Origin of the sequence: Brevibacillus reuszeri, assembly GCF_001187725.1 — a bacterium.
Taxonomy (GTDB): domain Bacteria; phylum Bacillota; class Bacilli; order Brevibacillales; family Brevibacillaceae; genus Brevibacillus; species Brevibacillus reuszeri.
The window spans coordinates 1846767-1870904 of sequence record NZ_LGIQ01000009.1; the positions used below are offsets into that span (position 1 = coordinate 1846767).

The following is a 24138-nucleotide window of genomic DNA, read 5'->3' on the forward strand; positions in this document are numbered from 1 at the left end:
GTGCGTATGGCGGGATTTATTTCATTCCTGGAAAACCGCGTCATGCCAGTAGCCGGTCGAATTGCTGAGCAAAAGCATTTGCAGGCGATTCGTGACGGGATCATTTTAACCATGCCTTTGTTAATTATCGGCTCATTGTTCCTCATCATTGGCTTTATACCCATACCTGGTTATAACGAATTCATGAGCGGGATTTTTGGTGATAAATGGTTAACGAAGCTATTGTATCCCGTAAATGCTACCTTTGACATCATGGCGTTAATCGTCAGTTTTGGCGTCGCCTACAGGCTAGCAGAAAAATACAAGGTAGACCCGTTATCGGCAGGAGCTATTTCTGTTGCGTCCTTCCTGCTGGCTACACCCTATAAAACCATGTTTACACCAGAGGGTGCCAGTGCAGCAGTAGAAGTAGGCGGCGTGATTCCGGTCACGCTGATGGGTAGCCAAGGGCTCTTTGTCGCGATGCTGCTGGCTGTATTGTCGACAGAGATTTACCGTAAGATCATTCAGAAGAAGATTGTGATCACCATGCCAGATGGTGTCCCCCCCGCTGTTTCCCGCTCGTTTGTTGCTTTGATTCCTGCATCAATTGTACTGATCGTCGTTTGGCTTCTCCGCATTGTGATTGAAAACACCACCTTTGAAAGCATCCACAACATTGTTAAAGATCTGCTTGTAGGACCACTGAATGCCCTTGGCAGCAGTATGATTGGCGCGATTGTCTGCGTGCTGCTGGTTCAATTGCTATGGTCGCTGGGACTGCACGGAGCGGCGATTGTTGGCGGTGTCATGAGCCCCATTTGGCTGTCGCTCATGGACCAAAACAGGGCGGCCTTCCAGGCAAATCCGAATGCAGAGCTGCCAAACGTTGTCACTACGCAGTTTTTTGACCTGTGGATTTATGCCGGGGGCTCAGGGGCAACACTTGCTCTCGTCATCCTGATGCTGCTTAGGGCGCGCAGTGAGCAAATGAAAAACATTGGCAGACTCTCGATTGGTCCCGGTTTGTTTAACATTAACGAGCCTGTGACATTCGGTATGCCGATCGTGATGAACCCGCTTTTGATCATTCCGTTTATTTTGGCCCCGGTCGTGCTGGTCATTATCAGCTATTTGGCGATGTCCTTCGGGTGGGTGGCAAAACCTAGCGGGGTCGCGGTTCCTTGGACCACACCGTTAATTATTAGTGGTTATTTGGCGACGGGCGGGAAAATTTCAGGTAGCATCCTCCAACTTGTAAACCTAATCGTGTCCCTGTTGATCTACTATCCATTCTTCCGTCTGTGGGACAAACAAAAGCTAAACGAAGAACAAGCCAGCAATTCGCCAGCAGGTACAGATAAAGCCGTATCGATGTAAAAAGGGGTAGGAGATGGGGCTGTTTATGAAACTGATTGTGAATGCAGACGATTTTGGTTATTCCAAAGGGGTGAACCTCGGGATTATTGAGGCGCATCGCGAAGGAATCGTCACGTCTGCCACTATGATGGTCAATATGGGCGGATTTGCGCATGCTGTAGAGCTGGCAAAAGAGAATCCGAAGCTTGGCGTAGGCATTCATCTGGTGCTCGACTGCGGCTTCCCGGTGAGCCAGGATGTGCCATCGTTAACCGACGAGCAGGGGCGTTTTCGGCGAGGGCAGGAGTATTTATCCTCGGCAAGTAGTGATGAGCTCCAGCGTGAATTGACAGCACAGCTTGAGACTTTCCTGGGGGCAGGGCTCAAGCTGACCCATATTGACAGTCACCATCACGTTCACGCGCATAAAGCCGTTTTGCCTATCGTGCTTCAATTGGCAGAGGAGTATCGACTGCCTGTACGTAGTCCGTGGACGCTCAATCCGGGAGAACAGGCAGACTGGCCGCAAATCAGGACAACAGAGGGCTTTTCCCATCGCTTTTACGGTGATGATTTGAGTGTAGATACGCTGATGAGCATTTTGAAAGAGATTGAAAAGGCCGGATATTTGACGACAGAAATCATGACTCATCCTGCATTTCTCGATGAGGAAGTGCTGACAGGCAGCTCCTATAACCATCAGCGTACCAGAGAGCTGAAGATTTTGACTGCGCCACAGATAAAAGAATATGTCCAGAAACAGGGGATACAGCTGGTGAATTTCAACCAACTCGGATAGGTGGAGATCTATTTGGACCAGACAGACGTAATTTTTCAATTGATTCTGCACGGAGGCAATGCCAGAAGTCTGGCAATGGAGGCAATTGCCCAAGCGAAAAGCAAAGATTTGCAAGGCGCGCAAGATGCTTTAAACCGTGCAGGAGAGGAGCTGAGCCTCGCCCACCAAAACCAGACGGCTTTGATCCAAAAAGAAGTATCTGGTGAAAAGACAGAGATCAGCATGCTGTTAATCCATGCGCAGGATCATTTGATGAATGCCATGACTATTAAGGATTTGGCCACAGAGTTTGTAGAGCTGTACGGTCATATCCATGCAGGCAAGGAGGCTGGAGTGTGAGCGGAATCAAAATCGTCACAATAGGTGGGGGGTCTAGCTATACGCCAGAGCTGGTAGAGGGCTTTATTAAGCGCTATGACGAGCTTCCTGTACGCGAGCTATGGCTGGTGGATATCCCTGAAGGTGAGAAAAAGCTGCAGATCGTAGGAGCTTTGGCCAAGCGAATGGTGGAAAAAGCGGGTGTGCCCATGGAGGTTCATCTGACGCTCGATCGGCGTAAAGCGCTGGAGGGTGCCGATTTCGTTACGACACAGATGCGTGTCGGTTTGCTGGACGCACGGATCAAGGATGAAACGATCCCTCTGAAGTACGACGTGATCGGTCAGGAAACGAACGGTCCAGGCGGCTTGTTTAAAGGACTGCGCACCATTCCGGTGATTCTGGACATTTGCCGCGACATGGAAGAGTTGTGCCCGGATGCGTGGCTGATTAATTTTACCAATCCCGCAGGCATGGTGACAGAAGCAGTACTGCGCTATACCACCAGGAAGAAGGTAATCGGACTGTGTAATGTTCCGATTGGCATGCAAATGGGTGTGGCAACGATCCTAGGTGTCGATCAATCACGAGTCCATATTGATTTTGCTGGCTTGAATCACATGGTATTTGGTCTTGCTGTTTATGTGGACGGGGAAAATGTCATTTCCCAGGTGATCGACAAGCTGACAGGCGAGCAGTCCGGCATCACCATGCAAAACATTCTGGATCTGGGATGGGACCCCGATTTTATCAAGGCCCTAGGGCTTTTGCCATGCCCCTACCATCGGTACTATTATCAGACCAGTGCGATGCTGGCGCATGAACAGGAAGAGGCGAAGAAGAACGGTACGCGCGCCGAAGTGGTGAAGCAGGTGGAAGCGGAGCTGTTCAAGCTTTATGAAGATCCGGACCTGAATATCAAGCCGCCTCAGCTGGAGAAGCGCGGAGGTGCGTTTTACAGCGAGGCTGCCTGCAACTTGATTCACTCCATATACAACGACAAGCGCGACATCCAGCCTGTAAACGTGCGAAACAACGGAGCAATCGCGAGCATTCCGGACGATTCGGCAGTTGAAGTCAATTGCGTCATCACACGAGAAGGCCCGATTCCACTGTCTGTCGGTGATCTGCCCGTATCTGTACGTGGGCTGGTCCAGCAAATCAAGTCATTCGAGCGTGTGGCAGCTGAGGCAGCTGTGACGGGGGATTATCATAAGGCGCTGCTGGCAATGAACATCAATCCGTTAGTACACTCTGATGTTGTTGCCAAGAAAATTCTTGATGAAATGCTGGAGGCCCATAAGGATTACCTCCCGCAGTTTTTCAAACCGGTATCATGAACTATAAGCTGCTTGCACTCGATGTGGACGGGACGATCTTGATGTCCAACCATACGTTGTCCAAGGTGACACTGCAAGCGATCACAGAGCTTACGACAAGAGGGATATACGTCACGCTTGCGACAGGAAGGGCCTATCCTTCGGCAAAGACGATGGCAAAACAGTTTCAGATTCGTGTACCGCTCATCTCCCATGACGGAGCGTATGTGGCTGATCCACTTACAGACGAGGTATTGTTCGTGAAACGCATTCCGACCGAGGTCGTCACCAGGATTACGGAGATACTCGTCGAGTATGGATTGGACGTCATGCTGTTGCATGAATCTTACGCCGTGACGAATAGAAGCTGGAAGTGGAGAGACCTGTTTCCACTATTGAATCCATCGACGCTGCGCCAGCTGTGGAAAAATCTATACCCCCTCAAAATTATGGCATCCTGCCGGGTGGCAGAGTACGTACGTGAAAAGAATGTGAGTGTCCCAAAAATATTCGTGATGGGAGAGCCAGAGCGTTTAGCTGCTGCCAGAAGAGAGTTGGCAAAGGCTAAATTCAAGGAGATCAGAGTAACCGCGTCTGGAGATCGCAATTTGGAAATTTTGCCAGAGGGCATCTCCAAGGCGACTGGCCTTGCTGTACTCGGCGAGAAGCTGGACATCATACCAGAGCAAATGGTAGCAGTAGGCGACAATTACAATGACGTGGAAATGCTCCAATTTGCGGGAATGGGAGTAGCCATGGGAAACGCACCTGATGCGGTCAAAAAACTGGCGCGTCAAGTAACCGATACGAACGATCAGCACGGAGTTGCTGCTGTTATCCAAAGGTTTTTCCATCAGGGTTAAAACAGGAAGGGAGGAGTGAAATGATTCGATTTACCGTGGAAGTAACCGTAAGCGGTGGTCTCCATGCCCGCCCTGCTTCGGTCCTGGTCAATTTGCTAAATGGATACCGCTCTACAGCCAAAATGATTTACAACAACAAGCAGGCAAATGGCAAAAGCATCCTTAGCGTCATGGCGCTGGGCGTAAAGACCGGTGATGAGCTAACCTTTGAGATAGACGGGGAAGACGAGAAGCAAGCCGTTGCAGATGTGCGAGCATTGTTTGAACGAAATTTCGCGATCTAGAGAGAGAAAATACAGCAACAAAGCCGATGCCTTGTATACGGGGCATCGACTTTCTTATGTAGGGGCAATTCTGTACTTAAAATCAAGCATCTTTGCTTTCAGTAAAGATCTTTTGTTTTTTATGCCAGCGAGAAAGGAATACAGCTGGTGAGAGGAAACAGGAGAAATTAGCGAAGGTCTTTGGGACCCTTACCAAGGAGGAGTGGAAAAAACGAAACACGGTTTTAAGCGTCCACCTTTGTGAAACAACTTGTGAATCCGCTACTTTGGACGCGGTTTCGTTTTTGGAAAGGAACCGGCCAGTGAATCCCCCTGCAAGGGTCCCAAGAACCTGGAGCCTTTTCTCCTGTTTTCTCTCTTCCACTAACTGCCCGCCCGAGCCCACTTGCGAAACACAACCGTCACCTTAAAGTAATCACCATCAATCTCAATAGATAGCTTCCCACCTTGCAGCTCGACGATGCTCTTTGCAATGGCGAGCCCGAGGCCAGAGCCCTCAGTATTTCGCGATTGATCCGCTCGCTTGAAGCGTTCAAACAGCTCTTCTGCATCAAAGTCAATTTCATAAGCAGAGACGTTTTTGATGGTGAGAATAACCTCGTGGTCACGCTCAAACAAATCAATCAAGACTCGCGTTTTCGGCATCGAATACTTTAATGCATTGCCGATCAGATTCTCAAAGACGCGCCATGTTTTTTTGCCGTCGAGCGGAGCGTAGATTTTGGACTGCTCCGTAGTGACGCGGAAGGTGAGAGGTGATTGTTCGATCTTGTCGCTGAATTCAGCGATCGCCTGATTAAGTAAGGCTGCTACGTTTACCTGCTCGATGTTCAGTTCAACCGAGCCGCTTGCCATTTTCGCAGCATCAAACAAATCGTCAATCAGGATGCGCAGTCGGTCTGTTTTACGCTCTAATATTTCTACATAGCTTTTCACTTCTTCTGGGGACAGATTCTCGCGCTTAAGCAAGTCCACATAGTTGACGATAGAAGTAAGCGGCGTTTTTAAATCGTGCGAAACGTTGGTGATCAGCTCCGATTTGAGTCTTTCGCTTTTCACCTGTTCCTCCATTGCGTGCTTGAGGCCCTGACGTATGTTGTTGAGCGAGTGAGCGAGCTCCGAAAGCTTGCCTTTTCGAATTTTCTCGATGGAGGCGTTCATATTCCCGGATGCCATTTCGGCTGCTCCCAGCAGGATGCGATTCATTAATCCAATACGCCGCAAGACATATGGAAACACAACAACCATATAAAACATTCCGTACAAAAAGCAGAGAATCAAGATGGCACCCTCACCTTTGATCAGGGAAACGAGCCCTATTGCCATGCTCATTCCAAGACCGATGGTTAGGATGAACAACATGGCAACTTTAAAGAATACTCCTTTATTCGCGAAGCTCTCTTGGAACAGGATGCGTTGTCTCGTCAACAAGCTTTGCTGCCATTGCTCTTTGAAAAGCTCAGGTTGTTTGTACATGTGCCAGCCCTCCAATAGCTGCAGGAGCCAGTAGGCAGTAAAAACGGAAATGAAGCCGAGGGTAAAGAAATGCTCAATATCTATCGGGAAATAGAAAAACCGCATATTTGATATCATGAGCAGATACGTAATGCCAAGCGGCAGTAATAGAATCATGCGAATGTCCAGTGGAATGAGTCTGAATAGCGCCAAGCTTTTTGTGATGACCGGAAGTCTGATTGCGTTCATCATGCTCAAATACCACCAAAGCATAGCTGCGATCAAGAGTGTGATGGTAAGTAGTGCGAATTCCTTTAACAGCCGATTTCGAATGGAATCAAAATAGACAGCGTCGGCTTGAATCTGGCTGTATCCTACGGAATTTACCGGAATAAAGAAAACGCCATTCCATTGGTTGATCTGATACGTGCGACTAATGTCTGAGAATTCACTGTACTTTTGATAAGTGTTCTGCGGGAAGGAGATCGAGAAACGAGCATTTCTCATCTCGGTTTCTGTAGGCTCATGATCAAGATTAGTAAATACTTTGTGATTTTTTTTGTCATTTACGTAATAGTTGATCGATCCGCTTCGGAGAGCCAAGCTGTTTTTGCTTTCCTCGTACTCCTGATCCTTATTCGTTACCATATCGCTAAACTGCTTATCCCAAAAAACGACCTCCTTGTCGTATTGGGCCTTTTTGCGTTGTTCCATTTCGGCCGAAAGTCTTGTCACTTCTTCCGGCTTACCAGCGTTTTTGGCGTCCTCGATTTGCGGCATGTATTCTTGGGAAATACTCTCCGCTACTCGTTGCAGTGTATCCTCCCGTTGCTGGGTATATTGCTGGAGTCCTTCTTTCCCCAGCTTTTCTTGAGGAGTCTTCGTTTCATAACCGGCATAATCCACATGAACGGTTTTTACCAGTTCGACAAAATTCTGCATCTCCCAACGAAAGCTTGAGCTTTGAAAGTAATTGTCCTTTTGCAAGTATTCACGATTGTGGTAGAGATCAGCCGCAGTCAATAAAGCGAGCGAAATGCTCACAACCAAGGCGATCATCGCCAGAAACGGTGTGCGGCTATTTTTCGATTTTGTATCCAATTCCCCATACCACCTTTAAGTATTTCGGTTCTTTCGGGTTGATTTCGATCTTTTCGCGTATGCGTCTGACGTGTACCGCAACCGTATTTTCAGCATTTAAATACGGCTCCTTCCAGACGCGCTCGTAAATTTCCTCGATAGAAAAGACACGACCCTTGTTGTCCATCAACAGCTCCAAAATTTTGTACTCAGTCGCGGTCAGTCTGATCTCATTACCGTCTACGGAGACTGTTTTGGTGTTCTTGTTCAAGGTCAGCCCACGTACCTGGATTTCGTCCTCCGTGACCTTGTAGGTGCCCAGATTGGTATAACGACGGAGCTGGGATTTGACCCGTGCCAGCAGCTCGAGAGGATGAAAGGGCTTGGTGACATAGTCATCTGCTCCGATATTCAGTCCGAGGATTTTATCGGTGTCCTCAGATTTTGCTGATAGCATGATGATCGGAATGTTTTTTTCCTGCCGAATCTTGAATGTGGCCGTGATTCCGTCCATTTTGGGCATCATGATGTCTAATAGGATGAGGTGGATTTCTTCTTTTTCCAAAATGGCTAACGCCTCTAGCCCATCGCCTGCTTTGTGGACGATCATGGATTCATTTTGTAAATAAATTTCGATCGCGTCTCTAATCTCAGCCTCGTCGTCGACTACGAGGACATGATAATTCGTCATACTTTTTCCCACCTTATGAATGCATTCATGTTACTATCTTAACGGTCAGCTTTAACAAAACAGCATAAAAAACTCTTACAAATTTATTAAGGTATGAGTCCCTTCTCCTATAATCGGAGAATAGGTATGATCCATCATAGGAATGAGGTAAGATGTGATCAAGAAGAAACAAGAAAAATGGTGATTGGATTGCTAGAATGGACTGGGGAGCGAATCATTCCCAAGCTGCTAAAACCTACGAATGGCATGCTTCTGGAGCATATTGCCAGATACTATTTTGCTACTCCTTATATCAGGGGAAGAGTCCTGGACATCGCTTGTGGGACCGGTTATGGCTGTCATATGGTTTCCAAGGAACGCAAGAGGGAGCTGACCCATCTCGTAGGCGTGGATATCGACGCTGAGACGATCTACTACGCCAATCGGGAGTACAATCATCAAAAAATTACGTATCAAACCGGAAATGCGATTGATCCTGAGCTACCTGAAAAGCTTGGACAATTCGATACGATTCTCAGCTTTGAAACGATTGAACATGTCGAGGACGACTTGCTCTTTATGGACAATCTGTACCGGATGCTAAAGCCTGGTGGAACGTTGGTCCTCTCCAGTCCGTTTGGGAGAGGAAGAGGCAAGCAGACGAGTGAGCCGTTTCATATCCACCAGCTGACCCCGGAGGAATTTGAAGAGCTGTTTGTCCGATTTTCCAAGGTAGAGATTTACTATCAGCGAGGTCCTACCTTTGAAAAGCCGCGCGAAGACGTACGTTATTTTATCGGAGTCGCTGTCTGTACGAAATAAGCGCGTATCCGATACACATAGAATGGAGATGGCGAAACTGGCTGACTTTTTTAGATTGGGCATACGCAAAGAACTCGTATATACATTGCAAGAAAACGGGATAACCGAACCTACTCCGATTCAGGAACAATCCATACCTGTCATTTTTGCAGGAAAAGACGTCATTTCTCAAGCACAGACGGGTACAGGAAAGACCCTTGCCTTTGTACTGCCCATTTTGGAGCAGGCTGATCCACAGGCAACACATGTGCAGGCATTGATTTTGACGCCGACCCGAGAGCTCGCCCTGCAAATTACGGCAGAAGTGAAAAAGCTGACAGCAAGGCTAGACGATATCCATGTGCTGGCTGTTTACGGAGGACAAGACGTCGCCCAGCAAATGAGAAAGCTGGCAGGCAAGAAGCAGATTGTGATTGCGACTCCCGGTCGTCTGCTCGATCATTTGAGACGCGGCACGATTGAGCTCTCCAGCATTTCGACGTTTGTACTCGACGAGGCAGACCAGATGCTGCATATGGGCTTTTTGCCTGAGGTGGAGGAAATCATCGCGACGACCTCACCAGATCGCCAAACTCTGCTTTTCTCCGCAACGATGCCCGCACAAGTACGTTCCCTTGCCAAACGCTTTCTGAGGCAGCCGGAGGATATCCACGTACAGGGTAAACGGATTACACTGGATGACATCAAGCAGATTGTGGTGGAAACGACTGATCGGCAGAAGCAAGCAACTCTTCGTGGCTTGCTGGATGAAGCGCGACCTTTTCTGGCAGTCATTTTCTGCCGTACGAAGCGCCGAGCGAGTACCTTGAATGCAGCCCTGCAAGGGTATGGCTATGTTTCAGACGAATTACACGGAGATTTGTCACAGGCAAAACGCGAAGATGTGATGAAGCGATTCCGTGAGGCTAGGATTCAATACCTCGTTGCAACCGACGTAGCAGCGCGTGGTCTGGATGTTGAGGGGATTACCCACGTATTTAACTATGACATTCCTGAAGATGTGGACAGCTATATTCATCGGATCGGGAGGACAGGGCGTGCAGGAGAGCAAGGGATTGCTTATACCTTGGTAGCTGCAAAGGACCGCATGCTTTTGGAGATGATCGAAAAAGGGATTAAGCTGCCTCTCGAACGAATCGGGATGGAAAAGGAGTCGCGCGAGCCAAAAGCTGGAGCACGACAGCAAAGGGCAGGGACGACCTATTCTGACGGAGGACGAGAGCGCAGAGGAGAACCAAAAAATCGCTCCAAAGGAACAGAATCGGAGCGCAATGAACGTGGATTTGGACGGAAGCGTCAGAGTGACGACCGTAGAAATAATGGTGAGGGCAAGGCAAACGATAAAGCGCGAGGCGGTCGTGATCAGTCACGTAGCAGTGAAACACGGGGAAATGACCGTAGAGGCAAAGAGAATGATCGCCGATCAGATGGGCAAAAGCGCCATAATAAACAGGAGACACGCAAGCCGGCTGAATTCGGACGCAAGTCGAAGGGGAACACCGGGAAGCCAAACAGTGCGAGCAGCAGGCCTGCCAAACCGCAGAAAAGTGCTGACCGTTTTGACGCAAAAGCACCGAAGCGGGCAGGCACAACATCTGCCCAACGTACAACGAGAAAGAAGCCAAGGCAGCGATAAAACCATCGTGGCCACGTTCTCTACTTGGAGTAAGAAACACAGGACCGTTCCCACCTAGATAGGTGATGGGACGGTCCTGTTTGATTTAAGTGTCAGGAAACATGCGGGAACGAGTGAGGAAGCGGAGTCCTTCGGGGCCCTCCAGCGAGAACATGCCACCGCGTCCTTCGACTACATCAATGATGAGCTGGGTATGCTTCCAGTATTCGTACTGAGCTTTCCCCATATAAAACGGACAGCCGCCAATCTCGCCGAGCAGCACATCCTGATCCCCTACAAGAAACTCACCGAGCGGGTAACACATCGGGGAGCTGCCGTCGCAGCAGCCTCCCGACTGGTGAAACATCAAATCACCGTGCTTCGCTCGTAACCGCTCAATCAGTTGCAGCGCAGCATCTGTTGCGAGCACTTTTTCCGTTTGTTCCATATGATTAAAAGAAACCGAGAGCCTGATCGCTGTAGCTAACCAGCAGGTTTTTGGTTTGTTGGTAGTGAGCGAGCATCATTTTGTGGTTTTCACGGCCGATACCCGACATTTTGTATCCGCCAAATGCTGCGTGAGCAGGGTAGGCATGGTAGCAGTTGGTCCATACGCGACCAGCCTGAATTTCACGTCCGAAGCGATAGGCTGTGTTCACGTCGCGAGTCCATACACCGGAGCCCAAGCCGTACAAAGTATCGTTGGCAATGGAGAGAGCCTCCTCCGCATCCTTAAAGGTAGTAACGGATACGACAGGTCCGAAAATTTCTTCTTGGAAAATGCGCATTTTGTTGTGGCCTTTGAAGACCGTAGGCTGGATGTAGTAGCCGCCCTCAAGATCACCTGTGAGCTGTGCACGCGCGCCACCGATCAAGCAATCTGCACCTTCCTGTTTGCCGATGTCGAGGTAGGAGAGAATTTTCTCTACCTGCTCCAGAGAAGCCTGCGCGCCAATCATTGTTTCTGTATCGAGCGGGTTTCCTTGCTTGATGCTTGCTACCCGTTTCAATGCACGCTCCATGAATTGATCGTAAATGCTCTCGTGAATCAACGCGCGTGATGGGCATGTGCAAACCTCGCCCTGGTTGAGTGCGAAAAGGACAAATCCTTCGATGGCTTTGTTGAGGAAGGCATCGTCTTGGGCACACACATCAGGGAAGAAGATGTTAGGTGATTTACCACCCAGCTCCAATGTAACCGGAATGATGTTTTGGGAAGCGTATTGCATGATGAGTCGACCTGTTGTCGTCTCACCCGTAAAGGCAATTTTAGCGATGCGGTTGCTGGATGCGAGCGGCTTACCTGCTTCCAGACCAAAGCCGTTGACTACGTTCACAACGCCTGGAGGCAGCAGATCGCCAATCAGCTCCATGAGCACCATGATCGATGCAGGAGTTTGCTCGGCAGGCTTGAGAACAACGCAGTTTCCGGCAGCGAGAGCAGGAGCCAGCTTCCAAGTAGCCATCAGTAGCGGGAAGTTCCACGGAATGATTTGTCCCACTACACCTAGCGGCTCATGGAAGTGGTAAGCAACCGTGTCGTTGTCAATTTCAGCCAGGGAGCTGTCCTGAGCGCGAACGGCACCAGCGAAATAACGGAAGTGATCAATCGCAAGAGGAATGTCGGCATTTAGCGTTTCACGTACAGGTTTGCCGTTTTCCCACGTTTCCGCAACAGCCAGAAGCTCGAGATTGGCTTCCATGCGGTCCGCGATTTTTAAGAGGATGTTGGAGCGCGTCGTAGCAGAAGTGCGACCCCACGCGTTTTTGGCTTCGTGAGCGGCATCGAGTGCCAGCTCAATGTCATCGGCAGTGGAGCGAGCTACCTCGCAAAACACCTTACCTGTGACGGGAGAGACATTTTCAAAGTATTCACCCTTCACTGGTGGGACCCAATTCCCCCCAATGTAGTTTTCGTAGCGATTTTTGAAAGTCACCTTGGAACCGGCCTGGCCGGGCTGAGCATAGATCATGCGAGCGCCTCCTCTATTATCACTTGTTTCTGTACGTCCTTTTCTAAAAGCAAATATCGTACCAAGTCGAAAAAGGGGGAAATGACAACGCTTCCTCGAATAGAGAAAAGGAAATGTGTTCTGAAATGGAACAGAAAGTGTTCCGAAGTAGAACGATCAATACGATTTCAAGCAGCGAGCAGTGAAAAAATTCCAGTTCATGCTATACTGGAAGGGAATGATTTTGAGGGAGGGGAAGAGTGTTGTCGACGATTGTTCAACAATCTTGGAAACGCTGTCAGGAATCTAGCCTCAAAGCCACGGAAAAAGCTAATGATCAAATCATTTCTAGCAGAAGGATCAAAGAAATCATTCAGGAAAATCATCCTCTGATCCGTGAAAGCTTCCCCCTTTTTACGAAATTGGCGCCGTTTTTATTGTCGACAGAGCATATCGCCTTGTTGTCCGACCAGGATGGCAACATCATTCATACAGTAGGAGATCCCGTGTTTGCCAATCAGGCACAGAAGGTACAGCTGCAGATTGGGGCCAACTGGACCGAGAACAATAAAGGAACGAATGCGATTGGTACGGCTCTGATTGCCCAGCAGCCGATCCAAATTCAAGGTGAACAGCACTACTTTTTGGAAAATCGTTTTTTGACTTGCTCAGCGGCACCTATTTTCTCGCCGACGGGAGAATTGCTGGGTGTTATCGATATTAGTACGCGAAAAGAATATTCGCATCCGTTTGCGCTGACCATCGCTTGCATGATTGCAGAAGCTGTGCAAAATCGTTTGATGCTGGCAGAAGCAGAGCGTGTGATTGCTCTTCCCAGGCCGTTGTCGCCAGGTAGTGCAGGGCTTAGCTTGCCACTGGTCGGGCTCGATCGGGATGATCGGATTGTCAGTCTCAACGAAATGGCGAAGAAACAGCTGGTGATGGGGGCGCTGGGGACTACCTTGCAGCCAGAAGTAGAGCGTACGGGAGCAAACAACATACAGGATCGCAGGAAGCGGGTCTGGTCGATGTCTGCCAGCTCCCAGGCAATGCCTTATCCGCGGCTTGCAGGCTCCTGCCCGATCTTTCTACAGGCGAAAAAGCTCGGACAAAAGGCAGCGCATGTAGATTTTCCCGTGCTGTTGAACGGAGAGAGCGGCACAGGAAAAGAACTGTTCGCTCAAATGATTCATGAGACAGGCCCGCGATCAGGGGAGCCCTTTATCGCAGTGAACTGCAGTTCAATATCGGAAAATTTGATCGAGAGTGAATTATTTGGCTATGAAGGCGGAGCTTTTACGGGAGCGAATCGCGAGGGCAGAGTCGGTAAATTCGAGGCAGCGAAGCACGGAACGATTTTTTTAGATGAGATTGGGGACATGTCATTGCGGGCGCAAGCGGCACTCCTGCGCGTTTTGCAGGAAAAAGTCGTTACGCCTGTGGGAAGCAATCAGTCCCGTCCCATTCATGCCAGGGTTATTGCAGCGACTCATCGCAATTTACCGGAAGAAATCAAGGCTGGTCGTTTTCGAGCGGACTTGTACTATCGGCTGAAGGGAGTTTCTATCCAGGTTCCGCCATTGCACAAGCGAACTGATTTAATCCAGCTGGCAGAGCATCTCATTCAAAAGATTGCGGGCGGCGAGCCGCTTTTCCTATCGAATGAAGCGAAGCTCAAGCTGCAATCCCATTCTTGGCCGGGCAATGTTCGTGAGCTGCAAGGGGTATTGATGCAGGCATGCTTTTTATCGGAGACCTACGAAATCGCAGCAGAGCATATACAGTTAGAAGGACTTGTGGAGGCCGCTCTCTATCAGGAGGCTGAGCAAGTGGTTCCTTCTCTGCGTGAAACCGAACTGCACGCGATTAAAAATGCGTTGTATATGAGCGGAGGAAATGTAAGTCAGGCGGCCAAGCTGCTTCAGATCGGGAGAAACACCTTGTATCGCAAAATGGCGGAATATCACATTACATCGCCAATGAATCAGGGGGATCTATGATTGCCTTGTACAGGCTGGATAAAGAGCTGGAGAAGGGAATGGCTGCCTTGCTTGCGCAGAGCGGGCAGAGTGTAGGTTATTTTTACTCGATTAAATCGATTTTGGATCAGATGATGAATCCTTTTATCGTGATCACAACCGAACGCTACTGTGAAGAGCTGGAGTCGCTCTCGTTGCCCGTAGTCACGATTTCCATCGATATCAGTGACGCGAAGAGAGTATGGGAGAAGCAGCAGGGAGCAGAGCGATCGGGACAAGAGCCTGTCGTTGTATGTGCAACAGCAAAAGAAAGAGACTGGCTAAAGCTGGAGCACGCTCTGGATCATACCGCGGAACGGGATTGGCAATTCTGGTGCGATGACGAAATTCACGCGAATCATGATCACGCCCATAGGGTATACCTGATTCCCGCCTGGGAGGCTGCTTTTTGGTCTGGTGCACTGGCAGGAGGAGAGCGGTACATCATCGAGCCTTCTCTTGCGATGCTACGCAGGGCAGTACAGCAGGCCGCATCTCTGGTCACTTACACCAAGGATCGGCTGCGCGAAAAGCATCTCATGGAGGCCGTCGTCAATTCTGCGCATGATGCGGTAATCGCCGTTGATCGCCTGGGAAATATTACACTCGTCAATGAACACGCCAAAATCCTTTTGGGACTTACTGGTGAGGTGTTGGGGAAGCCCATCGCTGACTATATTCCTCATTCAGACATGCTGCGAGTGCTGAAGACGGGGCGTCAGGAGCTGGGAGATGTGGCAACGGTTTTGGATCGCTCCATTGTGATTAACCGTATTCCGGTCATCGTCAAGGATCAGATCGTAGGGGCGGTTTCGAATTTTAAAGAGATCAGCGATATTCAAAAGATGGAGATGTCGCTTCGAAAAAAGCTGCATGACAATGGTTTGGAAGCCAGGTATCGGCTCGACAGCATCATCGGGACATCAGCCATGCTTGTGGAGACGAGAGAGCAAGCCGCGTTGTTCGCGAAAACGAATGCGACTGTGCTCATTACCGGAGAATCAGGTACAGGCAAGGAGCTGTTTGCACAAGGGATTCATTTAGAAAGCCCGCGAGCCTTGGGACCTTTCCTGGCTGTCAACTGTGCAGCATTGCCGGAAAGCCTGCTGGAAAGCGAATTGTTTGGCTATGAGGATGGGGCCTTTACGGGTGCCAAAAAGGGCGGAAAGCCTGGGTTGTTCGAGCTGGCACATGGTGGAACGCTGTTTTTGGATGAAATCGGAGAAATGCCGCTGCGGATTCAGGTTCTTTTGCTGAGGGTGTTGCAGGAGAGGCGTGTCCGCCGGGTGGGCGGGGAACGAATCATCCCTGTTGATGTGCGGATTGTAGCGGCAACGAACCGTGATCTGGAGGAAGAGATTGAAAAAGAGCATTTTCGCGCCGATTTGTATTACCGCATTCATATGCTCAATCTGGAGGTTCCTCCCTTGCGCGATCGCTTGTCAGATATACCACTTCTCGTTGCGAGCATGATTCAGGAAATGAATGAGCAGCACGAGCAGAAAGTAGAGGAAGTAGACGAAGAGCTCTATTCCCTGTTTCAAGCGTATCATTGGCCAGGGAATGTGAGAGAGCTGCGCAATGTAGTAGAGCGTATGGTACTGCTGGCAAAGGGCGGCAAGCTCGGTATATCAGACGCTGCTTTTTTATTTGCCAAGAAAAAGCGAGGTCCTGTCCATAGTCTAACCGCTGCCACAGCAGACCGTTTTGATCCCGAAGCAAAGCGAATTGAAGCGGTATTGCGGCAGGTGAAGCATAATAAAACATTAGCTGCAAAAATGCTGGGGATGGACCGCACAACGCTGTGGAGAAAAATGAAACAATATCAGATCGAATGAGAGAAGTGTTGCAACGTTTTGTTGCAGCGCTTCGTTGTTATTCACAAGCATATCGAGCAGGGGAAAGCATTCTAGCAGACTTCTTTTCTTACGCTAGTGATTGGCATCGAATGTGCAAGTGTAATACATAAAATTGTCAAATTATTTCGATTGTTTAGGGGGGAGTCGATTGCTTCATTATTCGATCGCCGTGATTCCCGGAGACGGAATCGGTCCCGAGGTAATGCAAGAGGGATTAAAAGTATTAAAGGCACTGGAAGAAAGCCATGGAGGAATTCGTTTTGCCAGTGATGTGATGGAATGGAACTGTAACTATTACCTCACACACGGCCGGATGATGCCGGAAAATGGATTGGATACATTAAAGGATTACGATTTGATCCTGCTTGGCGCTGTGGGTGCTCCCGAGGTGCCTGATCATGTTTCTGTATGGGAATTGATTTTGCCCATTCGCCGCGAATTCCAGCAGTATGTCAACCTGCGCCCGGTAAAGCTGCTTCGGGGATTGGAGAGCCCGCTGCGCTACAAGGGGCATGCTGATCTTGACTTCGTGGTTGTCAGGGAGAATACAGAAGGCGAATATTCCAACATGGGCGGGCGCATGCATCAGGGGACACCGTACGAAATGGCTGTGCAGAACAATGTTTTTACACGATTTGGCACGGAGCGCATCCTCAAATATGCATTCTCTCTGGCGGAAAAGCGGCCGGGAAAGAGACTGACTGCTGCTACGAAATCGAATGGAATCAATCACTCCATGCCTTTCTGGGATGAAATCGTCAAGGAAATTGCCCGTGAGCACCCCGGAGTCGAAACGAATCTCTACCATATCGACGCACTCGCCGCCTATTTTATTACGCGTCCGGAGACATTTGATGTGGTCGTCGCCAGTAATTTGTTCGGAGACATTTTGACAGACTTGGGCGCTGCAACTGTTGGGGGCTTAGGACTCGCCCCTTCTGCCAATATCAATCCGGAGCGAAAATATCCATCCATGTTTGAGCCGATTCACGGTTCCGCACCAGATATAGCAGGAAAGGGCATAGCCAACCCGATTGCACAGATATGGAGCCTAGCCATGATGATGGATCATCTCGATTTGCCAGAGATCAGTGCAGTAATTATGAACGCAATCGAGCAGGTATTGGTTGATAGAAAAATACTGACCCCTGATCTGGGTGGAGTGGCATCGACCAAAGAAGTAGGAGACGAAATCGTGCGCCATATTTACACCGCTACCCGCTAAAAAACGAGGAGGATGAGGAGAATGGAAGCGAAATCGTACGACCTGTACATCGGTGGTGAGTGGGTAAAAACGGAGAGCTCCATTCCCGTTTTCCACAAATACAATGGCGAATGTATCGCGTACATCGCCCGCGCGCAGCAGCAGCATGTGACAAAAGCGGTAGATGAGGCACAGAAAACCTTCAAGCAGGATAAGCTGACGCCTTTTCAGCGCTACAAAATCCTGTTGAAAGCATCGCAATTAATGGAAGAACGCAGAGATGAGATGGAGCTGTCCCTCATTCGCGAGGTGGGGAAAACTCGTAAGGATGCGATGAACGAGCTGGATCGAACGATCAATACGCTGCTGTTGTCTGCGGAGGAAGCGAAAAAGATACACGGTGAAATGGTTCCTTTGCAGTCAACGGAGGGCTCAGAAAATCGTCTTGGGTTCACCATTCGCGTGCCAAAAGGGGTGATTGGGGCGATCACGCCATTTAACTATCCGCTTTTGCTCAGCACTCACAAAATTGCGCCTGCTATTGCTGCGGGGAATACGTTGGTGGTCAAGCCGGCTACCGTTACACCGATCGCGACATTTCTCCTGCTTGAGGTTTTGGAAGCTGCGGGCTTGCCAAAGGGCTATATCAATATCGTTACAGGAGCGGGCAGTGAGGTAGGGGAATGGTTGTTGGATGAAGAGCGGATCGCCATGTTTACCTTTACCGGGTCAGGAGAGGTAGGTCGTCATATAAAGGAGCGCAGTGGCATGCGTCCAGTAGCCCTGGAGCTGGGGAACAACTCTCCCAATATCGTTCACGTAGATGCAGATTTGGAGCTGGCTGCACGTCAGACGGCAGCGCGCAGCTTTCATAATGCAGGGCAGGCATGCATCGCTGTTCAACGCATTTACGTTCATGAAGCGGTTATGCAGGAGTTCTGCGATCTGTACATTTCCCACGTCAATCATCTGAAGGTAGGCAACCCGGAAGACCCGGATACCGATGTCGGGCCCATGATAAGTGAAAAAGAAGCGATCCGTACCGAAGAGTGGGTCCATGAAGCGATCAGTCAGGGAGCGAAAGCGTTGCTGCCTGTAAAACGTGAGGGAGCCCTGTTTTATCCCGCTGTGCTGGTCAATACAACACCTGATATGAAGGTTGTGTGCCGAGAGGTTTTTGCTCCGGTAGTAACGATTATTCCCTACGATGATCTTGATGAAGCGTTTGCTCAGGCAAATGATTCTGAGTATGGCTTGCAGGCGGGCATTTTTACGCGGGATTTGAATGTTGCCATGAAGGCAGCACGCATACTCGAATATGGAGGTGTCGTGATCAATGATGTATCGACATATCGCAACGACGTCATGCCGTATGGCGGAGTCAAAAACAGTGGACTTGGCAAAGAAGGCCCACGCTATGCAGTCGAGGAGATGACCGAAGAGCGGATGGTGGTGATTAATCTATGAACGGACAACTGTTGCAAGGAAAAACAGCGATTGTAACGGGCGCAGCGTCAGGCATGGGGAAAGCCATCGCTCGGTTATTTGCTAATCAAGGGGCAAAGGTCGTATTGGCTGACCTGAACAAAGCAGCCGCAGAACAAGCAGTACAGGAGCTTCCGGAAGGGAGGGGGCATGCCGTACAAACCGATGTAGCTGATGATCAAAGTGTTGCAGCTATGATTCATGAGACGATCACCACGTTTGGTTCGATCGATGTGCTGGTTAATTGTGCAGGTGTACCGCAAGCCTTTACACCGATTGAAGAATTGTCGCTTGAGCAGTGGGATAAGATTATGTCGGTAAATACGAAATCGATTTACTTGACCACGCGACATGCGGTACCTCATATGAAGGCGGGTGGAAAAGGAAGCATGATTAACATAGCATCAATTGCTGGCATTCGCGCAAGACCAGGCTTGAACGCTTACTGCGCGTCCAAAGGAGCGGCCATCATGCTGAGCAAGGCTTTGGCTATTGAGCTGGCTCCTTTTCAAATCCGGGTCAATGTGATCAATCCCGGGCCAGCCGAAACCCCGATGCTGGGCAAGTTTATCAACGGGGATGAGGCGGAGGTCGAAGCTGGAAAAAGAGACATTTTCATTAGCAGTGTGCCACTGGGTGCTCTGATTCAGCCGGAAGATATTGCAGAGGCTGCCCTGTACTTGGCTTCTGATTTATCGAAAATTGTCACTGGAGAAGTGATGAATGTGGACGGTGGAAGAGGAATCTAGTCAAAAGAGATGGCTCATTCAGCACCGCTTCGGGCGGTGTTTCCTTTTTCGTAGGCAGGTAAAAGGGCCACGTTCTCGAATACGGAAATAGAGAAGTCTGCTATTTTCGTTCCTCATGATCTTTGATTTGATCCTCACCACCTGAATTTTCGCAAAAAACAGTCGATTGCTGGTGGATATGAGCGAATAACGGAGGGTAAGAGAACATGGACTACATGCAAGAGCTGATTGAACTGCTTGGAGACGAGAGGGTTACGACGAATCAAACGGTTTTGGAGCACCATAGTCATGATGAATCCTACCACACGCCAAGGCTGCCGGATGTTGTTGTATTTCCGCAAACGGTAGAAGAGGTTAGCCAAATTATGAAGCTTGCCTATGCTCGCCATATTGCGGTCACGCCTTTTGGATTGGGAACCAGTCTGGAAGGTCATGCCATTCCTTATGAAGGTGGCATTAGCATGGACTTTTCCCAGATGAATCAGGTTTTGGAGGTCCGTCCCCATGATTTTCTCGTTCGAGTCCAGCCGGGGGTAACACGTACACAGCTGAACAAGGAATTGAAAAAGCACGGCCTGTTCTTTTCGGTAGATCCGGGAGCAGATGCAACACTTGGCGGTATGGCAGCGACGAACGCAAGTGGAACTACCTCCGTCCGTTACGGAGTCATGCGGGATCAAGTGCGCGATTTGGAGGTTGTACTGGCTGACGGACGAATCATTCATACGGGCAGCATGACTGCCAAATCATCGTCTGGCTACCATTTGACAGGCTTGTTCGTCGGGTCCGAGGGTACGCTTGGAGTCTTCACGGAATTGACGCTGCGTGTGTACGGGATTCCCGAGGCAACAACAGCTGCCAGAGCTTGCTTCCCGTCCGTTCAGGATGCAGTGGATACAGTAGTCGATATATTGTCAGCAGGGATACAAGTGGCGCGAATTGAGCTGATTGATGAGCGGTCCATTCGTCAGGTCAATCTATATAAGGAAACGAGCTACCCGGAAAGTCCTATGCTGTTTATTGAATTTCATGGCAGCGAGCAGAGCCTGGCTCACGATATCGAATTTGCTCAAAATATTGCTGCCGAACATGGTTGCCAGGAATTTTTGTTTGAGACAGATTCCAAGGCCCGTGCCCAGCTCTGGGATGTGCGTCATAACATGGCCTATGCGTTCCTGCACAAATCTCCTGGTAAAAAGATGATGGTGACGGATGTGTGCTTGCCGTTTTCCGAGCTGGCTGGGGCTGTCGTCGATGCCAGACAAGCCATTGATCAATCGGGCTTGGACGGCGCCATTCTTGGCCATGTCGGAGACGGGAACTACCATGTCATTTTGATGATCGATTTGGACGATTCAGATGAAGTAGCTCGCGCAGAACAGCTCAATGCACATTTGGTAGAATACGCTCTCAGCCGCGGAGGCACGTGCACCGGAGAACACGGAGTCGGTGTAGGAAAGGCAAAATACCAGCGCATCGAGCACGGCGAAGCGCTGGACGTGATGCAGTCTTTAAAAAATGTACTGGACCCTACGGGGATTCTCAATCCGGGCAAGATTTTTGGGGCGTAGAGGTGAACTGCATTCTGTTAATTAACAGGGTGCAGTTTTTTATGAAGACTTCCATGAGAATCCCCAAATAAGCCGAGCGAAGATAAAAGTTGTCGAGAGGAAAAAGGAGAAAAAGCGAAGCTCTTTGGGGCAACAGCCCAGGCGCAATGAAAAAAGAGAAACACGATCTCAGCGTCCATCTCTGAGAAGCTTCATGAAAAAGCTACTTTGGACGCGTTTTTTCTTTTTTCATGGAGACGGCCAGGCATGACCCGCACCAGTTGACCCAAGAAGCTGGAGCTTTTTCTCCTTTTTCCTCTCATCCACTCCAGCAAGCATTTTCGTATCCAAGGAAAGGAGAAACGACTACAATGTGGAATGTAGATCATTGGTAAATAAACAAGAAATTCATGGAATGTAGGGAGGCAAGCATGAAGCCGATTGTTGAGATTGCCAAGACAGCAGGTATCGATGAAAATGATCTGGAGCTTTACGGAAAGTTTAAAGCGAAACTATCTAACGATCTGTGGGAAAAGGTGAAGGACCGTCAGGATGGCAAGCTAATCCTCGTTACAGCAATGAATCCCAATCCAGCAGGAGCAGGCAAGACTCTCACCACGATTGGTTTATCACAAGCCCTCAATCTATTGGGGAAAAAGACGATTGCCGCACTTCGCGAGCCTTCGCTAGGACCGTGCATGGGCATTAAAGGAGGAGCTACAGGCAGCGGAAAAGCGCAAATACTTCCTGCCGACGAGATCAACCTTCATTTTACAGGCGACATTCATGCGATTACGGCAGCTCATAATCTATTGGCAGCCATGATTGACAACCATATATTTCAAGGCAACCCGCGTGGCCTGAATCCAAAGAAAATCGTTTGGAAACGGGCGATGGATATGAACGACCGCGCTTTGCGTAATATTGTCATCGGGCTCGGTGACAGCAACGGAATGACGCGGGAAGATGGGTTTATGATTACTACGGCTTCAGAAATCATGGCGATTCTTTGCCTGAGTGAAAGCTTGGCGGATTTGCGAGACCGCTTGGCACATATCATCATCGGCTATGACTTTGACGACCAGCCTGTCCGGGCAGAGGAAGTCAATGCTGTCGAAGCTATGGTGGTGCTGCTGAAGGAAGCGATCAAACCAAATCTCGTACAAACGATCGAGGGTACGCCAGTCATCATTCATGGCGGGCCGTTTGCAAATATTGCCCATGGTTGCAGTAGTGTCATCGCAACTAAAACGGCGCTGAAGCTGGCTGACTACGTTGTGACAGAGGCTGGATTTGGCGCTGATCTCGGCGCGGAGAAGTTTTTTGACATCAAATGTCGAAAAGCGGGTCTTACTCCTGCGGCGGCAGTTGTCGTCATCACGGTCCGTTCACTGAAATACAACGCAGGGGTAAAGGTTGCCGATCTGGCAGCAGAGAACCTTGATGCTTTGGAAAAAGGCTTCGCTAACGTGAAGCGGCATTTGGAAAACCTCGAAAAGTTCGGGGTGCCGGCAGTGGTTGCTATTAATCATTTTGCGACCGATACCCAAGCAGAGGTAGAAAAAGTAATCGCGCTTTGCCAAGAGGCCGGGGCAGAGGCAGCACTCTCAAACGTATGGGCAGAGGGCGGAGCGGGTGGAACTGAGCTGGCTGAAAAAGTATCGCGAGCCGCAGAAAGACCATCGCAATTCCGTCTCCTCTATGAAGAGGAGCTGACGGTGAAGGAGAAGATCGAAACGATTGTCAAAGAGGTGTACCGTGGATCGGGAGTCGTTTTTTCTCCAGGCGCACTGAAAACCATTCAGAAGGTAGAAGAAATGGGCATGTCCCATTTGCCAGTCTGCATGGCGAAAACACCGTACTCCTTTACGGATCGTCCTGATATTCTGGGCGCCCCTACTGACTTTACCATCCAAGTGAGTGAAATTCGTGTCTCTGCGGGAGCGGGCTTTATCGTTGCTCTGACAGGCAGCTTGGTTACGATGCCAGGTCTACCGAAAAAGCCGGCAGCGGAATTGCTCTATGTCGATGAGGATGGCGTAATTAACGGACTGAGTTAAGAGTATGAAAAACGAATCAGAGCTGACACCTTTTGCAATGGGTGTCAGCTTTTTTTTTCGAATCAGCGCGTATACATACGTAAGAGTATTGGATTGGGAAAAGAGAATGGAGGAGAGCGCAATGGGACTATTTGATGGTCTGATGGGCAACGCTTCAGAGGTCAACATCGTTGAAATCCAAAATGAGCTGGGGCCAATTTTGGCGAAAAATGAAAGGCTGGAAAAAGCATACAAACTGATTCGCGATATGTTTGTATTCACAGATAAGCGCCTGATCTTGATTGATAAGCAGGGACTTACAGGAAAAAAGGTGGAGTTTCATTCCATTCCGTATAAAAGTATTACGCATTTCAGCATTGAAACAGCGGGAAATTTTGACTGGGATGCCGAGTTGAAAATTTACATTTCCGGGAGCCAGATGCCGATCCAAAAGCAGTTTAACAAGAATCTCAACATCTATGAGGTGCAAAGTGTGCTGGCTGACTATGTGCTAAGATAGGGAGAAGCTGGTCGATTTTGTGCAAAAATTGGGGCTTTTTTCCGGTCGGAAAAACGAGCATTGTCGAACGTTTTTAGGTGCGCAGCCATTTGCATTTTGAAGAAATGCATGGTACGATTACAGCTATGTTCTTTGTGGGGTGCATTTGTACAATCGGGGATAAAGGGGCATGTTCCGGATCGTAAGGAATAGTGCCCTT

20 protein-coding genes are annotated in these 24138 nt (G+C 49.3%); 16 read left to right on the top strand and 4 right to left on the bottom strand.

Features of this window, described 5'->3' with window-relative positions:
* Window positions 1-6: 6 nt before the first annotated feature.
* The 6 genes from celB to ADS79_RS23105 are packed head-to-tail and all read left to right on the top strand — an operon-like array spanning window position 7 to window position 4921.
* Window positions 7-1359: a PTS cellobiose transporter subunit IIC gene (gene celB / locus ADS79_RS23080; RefSeq protein WP_049740694.1), complete on the top strand. Its 1353-nt coding sequence runs from the start codon at window positions 7-9 to the stop codon at window positions 1357-1359.
* Between the two features lie 25 nt (window positions 1360-1384).
* Window positions 1385-2137 carry a chitin disaccharide deacetylase gene (gene chbG, locus ADS79_RS23085; RefSeq protein WP_049740695.1) on the top strand — a complete coding sequence of 251 codons (753 nt, stop codon included), beginning with the start codon at window positions 1385-1387 and terminating at the stop codon, window positions 2135-2137.
* A gap of 12 nt (window positions 2138-2149) precedes the next feature.
* Window positions 2150-2476: a PTS sugar transporter subunit IIA gene (locus ADS79_RS23090; protein WP_049741116.1), complete on the top strand. Its 327-nt coding sequence runs from the start codon at window positions 2150-2152 to the stop codon at window positions 2474-2476.
* Window positions 2473-3795, top strand: coding sequence for a 6-phospho-beta-glucosidase (locus tag ADS79_RS23095; protein ID WP_049740696.1), 1323 nt, complete (start codon window positions 2473-2475; stop codon window positions 3793-3795). Before ADS79_RS23090 ends, ADS79_RS23095 begins: the two co-directional genes overlap by 4 nt.
* Window positions 3792-4637: a Cof-type HAD-IIB family hydrolase gene (locus ADS79_RS23100; RefSeq protein ID WP_049740697.1), complete on the top strand. Its 846-nt coding sequence runs from the start codon at window positions 3792-3794 to the stop codon at window positions 4635-4637. The genes ADS79_RS23095 and ADS79_RS23100 overlap by 4 nt, the downstream gene beginning before the upstream one ends.
* Window positions 4638-4657: 20 nt before the next feature.
* Entirely contained in the window at window positions 4658-4921 is a 264-nt protein-coding gene (locus ADS79_RS23105; RefSeq protein ID WP_049740698.1) for an HPr family phosphocarrier protein, read from the top strand.
* A gap of 363 nt (window positions 4922-5284) precedes the next feature.
* On the opposite strand, the gene ADS79_RS23115 is transcribed toward ADS79_RS23105, so the two are convergent.
* Both ADS79_RS23115 and ADS79_RS23120 read right to left on the bottom strand, forming a co-directional pair.
* Complete coding sequence (locus tag ADS79_RS23115; protein WP_049740700.1) at window positions 5285-7477, bottom strand: sensor histidine kinase; 2193 nt, start codon at window positions 7475-7477, stop codon at window positions 5285-5287.
* Window positions 7455-8147: a response regulator transcription factor gene (locus ADS79_RS23120; RefSeq protein WP_049740701.1), complete on the bottom strand. Its 693-nt coding sequence runs from the start codon at window positions 8145-8147 to the stop codon at window positions 7455-7457. Before ADS79_RS23120 ends, ADS79_RS23115 begins: the two co-directional genes overlap by 23 nt.
* 177 nt (window positions 8148-8324) lie before the next feature.
* Here ADS79_RS23120 and ADS79_RS23125 point away from each other — a divergent pair, with 177 nt between their 5' ends.
* Entirely contained in the window at window positions 8325-8948 is a 624-nt protein-coding gene (locus ADS79_RS23125) for a class I SAM-dependent methyltransferase (protein WP_049741117.1), read from the top strand.
* Between the two features lie 22 nt (window positions 8949-8970).
* Complete coding sequence (locus tag ADS79_RS23130) at window positions 8971-10584, top strand: DEAD/DEAH box helicase (RefSeq protein ID WP_049740702.1); 1614 nt, start codon at window positions 8971-8973, stop codon at window positions 10582-10584.
* Between the two features lie 85 nt (window positions 10585-10669).
* On the opposite strand, the gene ADS79_RS23135 is transcribed toward ADS79_RS23130, so the two are convergent.
* Entirely contained in the window at window positions 10670-11011 is a 342-nt protein-coding gene (locus ADS79_RS23135) for a DUF779 domain-containing protein (RefSeq protein ID WP_049740703.1), read from the bottom strand.
* A 4-nt stretch (window positions 11012-11015) separates the two neighbouring features.
* The gene (gene adh, locus ADS79_RS23140; RefSeq protein ID WP_049740704.1) at window positions 11016-12536 is read right to left on the bottom strand and encodes an aldehyde dehydrogenase; all 1521 of its coding nucleotides are present in this window, start codon (window positions 12534-12536) and stop codon (window positions 11016-11018) included.
* 242 nt (window positions 12537-12778) lie between these two features.
* Between adh and ADS79_RS23145 the strand changes: the two genes are divergently transcribed.
* The 8 genes from ADS79_RS23145 (at window position 12779) to ADS79_RS23180 (ending at window position 23939) form a co-directional block, all read left to right on the top strand.
* The gene (locus tag ADS79_RS23145) at window positions 12779-14515 is read left to right on the top strand and encodes a sigma-54-dependent Fis family transcriptional regulator (RefSeq protein WP_049741118.1); all 1737 of its coding nucleotides are present in this window, start codon (window positions 12779-12781) and stop codon (window positions 14513-14515) included.
* Window positions 14512-16371: a sigma-54 interaction domain-containing protein gene (locus ADS79_RS23150; protein WP_049740705.1), complete on the top strand. Its 1860-nt coding sequence runs from the start codon at window positions 14512-14514 to the stop codon at window positions 16369-16371. Before ADS79_RS23145 ends, ADS79_RS23150 begins: the two co-directional genes overlap by 4 nt.
* 169 nt (window positions 16372-16540) lie before the next feature.
* The gene (locus ADS79_RS23155; protein ID WP_049740706.1) at window positions 16541-17617 is read left to right on the top strand and encodes a tartrate dehydrogenase; all 1077 of its coding nucleotides are present in this window, start codon (window positions 16541-16543) and stop codon (window positions 17615-17617) included.
* 21 nt (window positions 17618-17638) lie between these two features.
* Window positions 17639-19063 (top strand): aldehyde dehydrogenase family protein, encoded by a 1425-nt coding sequence (locus tag ADS79_RS23160; RefSeq protein WP_084766032.1) that lies wholly within the window; start codon window positions 17639-17641, stop codon window positions 19061-19063.
* Complete coding sequence (locus tag ADS79_RS23165) at window positions 19060-19830, top strand: SDR family oxidoreductase (protein WP_049740708.1); 771 nt, start codon at window positions 19060-19062, stop codon at window positions 19828-19830. The genes ADS79_RS23160 and ADS79_RS23165 overlap by 4 nt, the downstream gene beginning before the upstream one ends.
* A 206-nt stretch (window positions 19831-20036) precedes the next feature.
* Window positions 20037-21401 carry an FAD-binding oxidoreductase gene (locus tag ADS79_RS23170; RefSeq protein ID WP_049740709.1) on the top strand — a complete coding sequence of 455 codons (1365 nt, stop codon included), beginning with the start codon at window positions 20037-20039 and terminating at the stop codon, window positions 21399-21401.
* A gap of 389 nt (window positions 21402-21790) precedes the next feature.
* Entirely contained in the window at window positions 21791-23440 is a 1650-nt protein-coding gene (locus ADS79_RS23175) for a formate--tetrahydrofolate ligase (RefSeq protein WP_255323324.1), read from the top strand.
* Between the two features lie 121 nt (window positions 23441-23561).
* Complete coding sequence (locus ADS79_RS23180; protein ID WP_049741119.1) at window positions 23562-23939, top strand: PH domain-containing protein; 378 nt, start codon at window positions 23562-23564, stop codon at window positions 23937-23939.
* The last annotated feature ends 199 nt before the right edge of the window (window positions 23940-24138 follow it).

What these genes read in the sequence shown, in the direction of transcription:
- adh (WP_049740704.1), bottom strand. Translation starts at nt 12,536, where the DNA reads ATGATCTATGCTCAGCCCGGCCAGGCCGGTTCCAAGGTGACTTTCAAA.
- ADS79_RS23150 (WP_049740705.1), top strand. Translation starts at nt 14,512, where the DNA reads ATGATTGCCTTGTACAGGCTGGATAAAGAGCTGGAGAAGGGAATGGCT.
- celB (WP_049740694.1), top strand. Translation starts at nt 7, where the DNA reads ATGGCGGGATTTATTTCATTCCTGGAAAACCGCGTCATGCCAGTAGCC.
- chbG (WP_049740695.1), top strand. Translation starts at nt 1,385, where the DNA reads ATGAAACTGATTGTGAATGCAGACGATTTTGGTTATTCCAAAGGGGTG.
- ADS79_RS23105 (WP_049740698.1), top strand. Translation starts at nt 4,658, where the DNA reads ATGATTCGATTTACCGTGGAAGTAACCGTAAGCGGTGGTCTCCATGCC.
- ADS79_RS23175 (WP_255323324.1), top strand. Translation starts at nt 21,791, where the DNA reads ATGGAATGTAGGGAGGCAAGCATGAAGCCGATTGTTGAGATTGCCAAG.
- ADS79_RS23165 (WP_049740708.1), top strand. Translation starts at nt 19,060, where the DNA reads ATGAACGGACAACTGTTGCAAGGAAAAACAGCGATTGTAACGGGCGCA.
- ADS79_RS23120 (WP_049740701.1), bottom strand. Translation starts at nt 8,147, where the DNA reads ATGACGAATTATCATGTCCTCGTAGTCGACGACGAGGCTGAGATTAGA.
- ADS79_RS23100 (WP_049740697.1), top strand. Translation starts at nt 3,792, where the DNA reads ATGAACTATAAGCTGCTTGCACTCGATGTGGACGGGACGATCTTGATG.
- ADS79_RS23170 (WP_049740709.1), top strand. Translation starts at nt 20,037, where the DNA reads ATGGACTACATGCAAGAGCTGATTGAACTGCTTGGAGACGAGAGGGTT.
- ADS79_RS23135 (WP_049740703.1), bottom strand. Translation starts at nt 11,011, where the DNA reads ATGGAACAAACGGAAAAAGTGCTCGCAACAGATGCTGCGCTGCAACTG.
- ADS79_RS23125 (WP_049741117.1), top strand. Translation starts at nt 8,325, where the DNA reads ATGGTGATTGGATTGCTAGAATGGACTGGGGAGCGAATCATTCCCAAG.
- ADS79_RS23160 (WP_084766032.1), top strand. Translation starts at nt 17,639, where the DNA reads ATGGAAGCGAAATCGTACGACCTGTACATCGGTGGTGAGTGGGTAAAA.
- ADS79_RS23130 (WP_049740702.1), top strand. Translation starts at nt 8,971, where the DNA reads ATGGAGATGGCGAAACTGGCTGACTTTTTTAGATTGGGCATACGCAAA.
- ADS79_RS23180 (WP_049741119.1), top strand. Translation starts at nt 23,562, where the DNA reads ATGGGACTATTTGATGGTCTGATGGGCAACGCTTCAGAGGTCAACATC.